7 protein-coding genes are annotated in these 6,526 nt (G+C 49.7%); all 7 read right to left on the minus strand.

From position 1 onward, the window contains the following. Positions 1-75: 75 nt before the first annotated feature. Positions 76-1,365: a branched-chain amino acid ABC transporter permease gene (locus Q0231_RS06760; RefSeq protein ID WP_299346638.1), complete on the minus strand. Its 1,290-nt coding sequence runs from the start codon at positions 1,363-1,365 to the stop codon at positions 76-78. After that, entirely contained in the window at positions 1,362-2,354 is a 993-nt protein-coding gene (locus Q0231_RS06765; protein WP_299346641.1) for a branched-chain amino acid ABC transporter permease, read from the minus strand. Before Q0231_RS06765 ends, Q0231_RS06760 begins: the two co-directional genes overlap by 4 nt. A 15-nt stretch (positions 2,355-2,369) precedes the next feature. Further along, positions 2,370-3,074 (minus strand): ABC transporter ATP-binding protein, encoded by a 705-nt coding sequence (locus tag Q0231_RS06770; RefSeq protein WP_367274475.1) that lies wholly within the window; start codon positions 3,072-3,074, stop codon positions 2,370-2,372. After that, the gene (locus Q0231_RS06775) at positions 3,071-3,841 is read right to left on the minus strand and encodes an ABC transporter ATP-binding protein (protein ID WP_269395368.1); all 771 of its coding nucleotides are present in this window, start codon (positions 3,839-3,841) and stop codon (positions 3,071-3,073) included. Before Q0231_RS06775 ends, Q0231_RS06770 begins: the two co-directional genes overlap by 4 nt. Positions 3,842-3,943: 102 nt before the next feature. Beyond that, positions 3,944-4,309, minus strand: a complete 366-nt coding sequence (locus Q0231_RS06780; RefSeq protein WP_299346643.1) for a methylglyoxal synthase — start codon at positions 4,307-4,309, stop codon at positions 3,944-3,946. 163 nt (positions 4,310-4,472) lie between these two features. Further along, positions 4,473-6,176, minus strand: a complete 1,704-nt coding sequence (locus Q0231_RS06785; RefSeq protein WP_299346645.1) for a methyl-accepting chemotaxis protein — start codon at positions 6,174-6,176, stop codon at positions 4,473-4,475. 2 nt (positions 6,177-6,178) lie between these two features. Then, positions 6,179-6,526: hypothetical protein (locus Q0231_RS06790; RefSeq protein WP_299346647.1), on the minus strand; the 348-nt coding region annotated here is incomplete at its 5' end.

Here is a 6,526-nt window from a genome sequence, read left to right on the forward strand (position 1 = left end):
TTGTCCGTAATCTAAAGAAAACGCCGCGCCAAATGAATGAAGCGGCGTTTCGATTCAGCTTTATGACCAGAAGGCCTAGCCCTCTTGAGTACGTACCCGCTCAGGGATCATACCTTGAGGCGCATAACGCAGGGCCAGAGTGATCACCATGCCAAGCACAAACACCCGCATTTGCAGGGCTCGAGACTCAATATCAGGGATCGCACCTATACCAACGCCATCGGACATATCGCTGATGAAACTAAACAGGATCACCGATGCGGGTTCTGAAATGGTCCATCCGATATAGATGAAAATGCCGCCAAATAGCGCACCATAGTTATTGCCCGCACCGCCAACAATAATCATCACCCACACAATAAAGGTGTGGTTGATCGGCTGATAGCCACTTGGATCGAGCAATTGCACATAAGAGGTCAAAATTGCCCCACCGACGCCCATAAGCACGGCACCCAGAACAAAGATTTCCAACTCACGTTTGGTCACATTTTTGCCGATTGAACCTGCAGCAATATGGTTATCTCTAATCGCACGCATCATTCGGCCCCATGGGCCCTCATATGCGCGTTGCAAGAAGAAGAAAATAATCCCAACCAAAAGCATAACAACGGCCAAGAAACCCGACCGGGCCAACAAGATCGCCATGTCAGGACTTGCTACGCCTGATGCGCTAATATCGGCAGGCAATGGCGTGGGCCATGGCACCGGTGACACAGTCAATGTGCCCCGTGTGAGCCAATCCATGTTCTTGATCAACGCCCGGATAATTTCCGAAACACCAATGGTTGCAATCGCCAGATAATCGGTACGCAGCCCAAGACAGATTTTACCGATGATATAGGCAATAATACCGGCCATAATGCCGCCAAATACCCACCCAAAGATCGCAGGCAAGCCAAGACCGCCAACAAAGTCAGCTTCGGCTTCAATCAAGCGCGCTGCAGGATCGATTTGAGAGCGATAAACCACATAGGCAACAGCCCATGCAATCACCAACAAAAAGCCACGCAGTTTGGCCAGATTGCCCTTCTTGGGCATACGCGTTACGCCCCAAATCAGCGCACCACCAGCGATCGCAGCCAACAAGGCTTTGAACAACATGAACGGACCATCTGAGGACCAAAATGCATCGTTGAGGGGATAGGAAACGAACGTCACCGACGCCCCGCCCACCATCAAAAAGCCCATCACACCAAAGTTAAATAGGCCCGCATATCCCCATTGTACGTTCAACCCCAGCGCGATCAGCGCATAGGCGAACGCGTTAACAAGAATTTGCAACGTGTAAGGAACAGAGAACCAATTTGCCAGCGCAAGCACAAGAACTCCGAGACCGGCAAACAAAATCGCATCGCGACGTATCATGATGATGCTCCTTTAAAGATTCCTTGTCGACGAACCAATAGCACCACAACAAGAATGATGAAGGCCACAGTCAATTTATGCTCGGTTGGCACCAAAGAAAGATCTTTGAGGAACCAATCGGGCAAACTGTCGAACCCACGGAACATGATCGACCAGTTGAAAACAGACATTGTTTCAGCGAAGCCAATCAAGAACCCACCAGCAATTGCCCCATAGGAATGGCCAAGACCACCCACAACAGCTGCGGCAAAAATTGGCAACACGATATTGAAGGCCAAATCCGGCTTCAAGATAACGTCAAGCGCCAACATAGTACCCGCCATTGCCGCCAAGCTGCCGGCAATAATCCAAGTCGCGCGCACAACACTTGCAGTATTAATGCCAGAAACTTGTGCAAGGCTTGGATTGTCAGCCATAGCGCGCATGCCTTTACCGATCCGCGAGCGGGTCAAAAAGAAATGCAACACAAGAACCGTTATGATCGTTGTAACAATTACCAGGATTTGTGGTTCTGATATATTGATCGAACGAACGCCCTCGATGGGCAGTTTAAAGCGGAACAGGTCTTTGGATTCATTTTCAAAGAAACTGCGTGTTGCCGTGCCCGCAAACAAGCGGATCAAACCTTGCAACATCAGCGTCACACCAATCGAAGCGATCAGCAATGTAACCGTTTTCACCCCTTTGGCCCGCAAAGGTTCATAAAATCCTTTGTCGATCCCCAAAGCCAAACCCGCTGTAATGGCCATGGCAAATGGCAAAACAATAAAGCCTGTTGGCAAAGGTGTTTGAATACCAAGCGATTGGAAAATGCCAACCAGCATAAACGAAATAAAGGCACCCAAGGTCATCATGTCGCCATGCGCAAAATGCGCAAACCGCAAGATACCAAAAATAAGGGTCACCCCAACAGCACCAAGTGCATAGACCGATCCAAGCGTAGCGCCTGAAATGATCACTTTGTTCAAAAAGAATATAAATTCATTCATAGCGTTAGATCCCCTCTAACCGCCAAGGAAGCTTTGAGCGACTTCTGGGTCGTCCAATAGCTGCCGTCCGGTTCCGGTGTACCGGTTTTTTCCCCCTGCCAACACAAAGCCTTTTGAGGCAAATTCAAGTGCTTGGCGTGCATTTTGCTCAACCATCAATATGCCCACTCCGGACTTATTGACGTTTACAACCGTTTCAAAGATTTCCATCATATAGCGTGGGCTGAGCCCAGCAGATGGTTCATCGAGCAACAATAGTTTTGGCTGGCTCATTAAAGCCCGGCCCATGGCCACCATTTGGCGCTGACCACCAGACAATTCGCCCGCTTTTTGCTTCCGCTTGTCTTTGAGCGGTGGGAACATTTCATAGACATAATCCAGCGTAGCGCTGAAATCATCTTCACGAATGTAAGCGCCCATTTCCAAGTTTTCGTGCACGGTCATTTCGGTGAACACGTTAAACTCTTGTGGCACAAAGCTTAGACCTAGCGGCACCAACTTGTCTGGCAGTTGATTGGCAACTTCATGCCCATCAAGGGTGATCGAGCCGCCGGTCACTTCCAGCAATCCAAAGATGGCCTTCAATGTGGTTGATTTTCCGGCCCCGTTTGGCCCAACAATCACCCCAATATCTTCGCGCTCAATCGACATGTTCACGCCATTAAGAATTGGCGCGCCGCCATAACCACCATGTACGTCTTTGACGTCTAACAAACTCATGATGCAACCTCCACGGCAGTGCCGAAATAGGCTTCAATAATTTCAGGATTATTGCGGATATCTTCCATCGGCCCCTCAGCAATCTTGGTGCCTTGCGCCATCACAATCACCGGATCACACAGCTCTGCAATCAAATCCATGTCATGCTCAATCACAAAGAACGTGTAGCCAAGTTCTTTGTTCATGCGCTGAATATTGCTCGCCAAATCCTTCAAAAGCGTCTTGTTCACGCCCGCAGCGACCTCATCCAAAAGCACAGCCTTTGCGTCAGTCATCATGGTGCGTCCAAGTTCAAGCAGCTTCTTTTGCCCACCTGACAAATTGCCCGCCAACTCGTTTTTCACGTGTCCTAGGTGCAAAAAGTCGATGACATCAAGAGCCATCTTGCGCACTTCCATGTCGAACTCTGCCACATGTTTGACGTTAAACCACGACTGGAAAAGGCTTTCGCCAGGCTGCTCAGAAGCGGCCACCATCAAGTTTTCAAGCGCCGTCATGGCTGAAAACTCGTGTGCAATTTGGAACGTGCGCAGCATGCCTTTGGTATGTAATTCGTGCGGCTTAAGCGCTGTCACATCCTCACCATTAAAGATGATTTGTCCCTCATCCGGCATCAAAGTGCCCGCCACAATATTGAAAAGCGTCGTTTTGCCCGCGCCATTTGGCCCGATCAAGCCCGTAATTGAGCCCTTTTCAACTTGCAACGAACAATCTGAAACGGCCTTCAGTCCTCCAAAACTTTTGGAGACCCCCCGTACCTCAATCATATTTTCGTTTTTCACCCCGTGAATTCCCCTCTTGTCGGAGTTTATTGTCCTACAAACTGCCCCAAAACCGACCCATCGGTCAATCAATAGATCCCTACGTCTTTAGAACAATTCAAGCACCGCATTCGCGGTTGATTGGTTGCATGCAAAAGGCACATCGTAAATCGTTGCTAAACGAATGAGCGCTTTCACATCAACATCGTGCGGCATTGCGGCAAGGCCGTCTATAAAAAAGATCAGCCCATCAAGCCGCTCTTCAGCAATCATTGCCCCCAACTGTGCATCACCGCCCATGGGGCCGCTTGCCAATCGGGTCACACTAAGACCTGCATATTCAATGATTTTCTTGCCCGTGGTGCCCGTCGAATATAGATCGAGCTGCGACAGCTTTGTACTGTGCTTTTTGCACCAGTCAGCAAGAAGCTGTTTTTTTTCGTCATGAGCCACAAGCCCAAGTGACTTTTTCACGTAATTGCCCAAACCAACTTAAAGGTCAGCCTGCTCCTCAACACTGCACTACATGACGTTGATATAGTAAACCCGATCAGGTTTCCACCTAATCGGGTCGATATTCTACAGCAATGTTTTTGACCGATAGATCGGCAATGCTTGCTATCGCCTACAATCCGCTTTAAGCGGCCACTGTTTTAGCACCACCTGCACGTGGCTCACGGCCATCAATACGGAACCGTTCAACCATGTGATCAAGCTCAGTTGCTTGGGCTTGTGTTTTATCAACCGACGCGTTGGTTTGTTGAACCAAAGCAGCGTTGTGCTGTGTCATTTGATCCATTTCGTGGATCGATTTGGAGATTTCGCCAATCGAAGCGGCTTGTTCTTGGCTTTCGCGGGCAATTTCATCCATCAAGGCTGTAACACCACGCACTGATGTCACAATGCCGTCTAAATTTTCAGAGGCTTGGGAAACAAGCTTGGTGCCGCCATCAACTTCAACCGCAGATTGTTCAATCAGCACCTTCACCTCAGAAGAGGCCTGGGCTGCCGATTGGGCCAAACGGCGCACCTCAACAGCAACGACAGCAAAGCCCTTGCCCGCTTCACCAGCACGTGCTGCTTCAACAGAGGCGTTTAGGGCCAACAAATTCGTTTGGAAGGCGATGTCGTCAATCATGCCGATAATATCTGAGATCTTGCTCGAAGATTCAGTGATCCGCTGCATCGCCTCATTGGCTTCAGCCATCACCTGCCCACCACGCTCTGCAACGGTACGTGCTTCGGTGATTGAACTTTGTGCCTTTTTGGCCCGCTCGGTATTGTCGCGCACAGTTTCGGCCAACTGACCCGTGGTTGCGGAGGTTTCTTGGATAGATTCCGCCTGACGCGTTGTGCGTTCTGACAAGTCACTTGCACCTGCCAATATTTCGCTGGTCGCTTGTTTTAGCGCGCGTGAAGTGTCCCCGATTTGGGATACACATGTGGCAAAGCGGTCCGCCACTGTATTTGTGTTCTGCTTTAACTCAAGAAAAGCGCCCTCATAGGTGCCAACCATACGCTTGGTTAGATCATAGCTGGCCAGTGCGGACAAAACATCTCCAGTATCAGAGAGCCCGCGTTCCACGGTTTCCACCAATTCATTCACCGCGTCAGCCAAAAGGTTCAATTCATCATCAGGGAAGTTCGTGTCAATTCGTTGTGTGAAATCACCTGCAGCGGCCGCCAGTACCACGCCACCAAACGCTTCGCGCAAGTCCGTTACCATTTTCTCACGTTGCTCTGTTGTTGTGGTTTGTGCGGCTTCACGTTCAGCGGAAACTTGAGTTCTACGTTCCATTTCACTCTCGGCCAGATCAGATTTCTCTTGCGCAATGCCAAGCAGTTTTTGGGTATTGGTCATCATCCAAACCAAAGCCACGGTTTCACCACCAAGTATTACTCCATGTAGCGCAACGCGTTCGATGGATCCGCCGCCGTAAAAAACCAAATCTTCAAATGCCATACCAAGAAACAAGTGATGTGCCACAACCAACAACGCGCCAAGAATGATGGGGCGGTGATCATAGAACAACGCGCAAAATGCCAAGGCAGAGAAGAATGCCATATGCATATCACTCTGAAATGGATGGCCTTTTGCTGCAATGAGCAAGCCCATGACCTGTCCCATAAGCACGGCAACCGCAGCGAAGCGGAACGCAACGCCATTGCGCTGCATAATAAAATTCGCGCCAAGCACAACCAAACCAGCAACAGCGATGGCTGACCCAATGGAGGGTGCTCCTTGCACAAAATATTCAATGCCGCAGACGGAGGCAGCAAGAATACAGCACAAAATCATCGCATATTTTGTGGCGGTAGCCCGCAGTTGCTCAATAGACATAATTACTCCTTAACGAACGCCGCGGTTGATGCAGGTCCACATATTCCTGCGGCTGCAACAAACAACAAAGCACCACTTTCGCTCAAGCGACGCCTGGTCTGCTCAGTTTCTAAACGGATGACAAAAACACTGGGTAGTTTTGAGGGAGAAACGAATTGTGCGCCGGACTGAACAATGGATTGTACAATCACATTGCTATCGATCCATGGAGGGAAAACGACGGCCATTTCGCCATGGTCTGGCGCACGCATGTAGCCCACAACACCAAGCAAAGCTGCAAGACCACTAAACCCCAAAGCCGGTATCAAATCTCTGACCCGAATACGATCATCAGCCATCCAACTGCCTTC

The organism is uncultured Maritalea sp. (assembly GCF_937139385.1).
GTDB lineage: Bacteria > Pseudomonadota > Alphaproteobacteria > Rhizobiales > Devosiaceae > Maritalea > Maritalea porphyrae_A.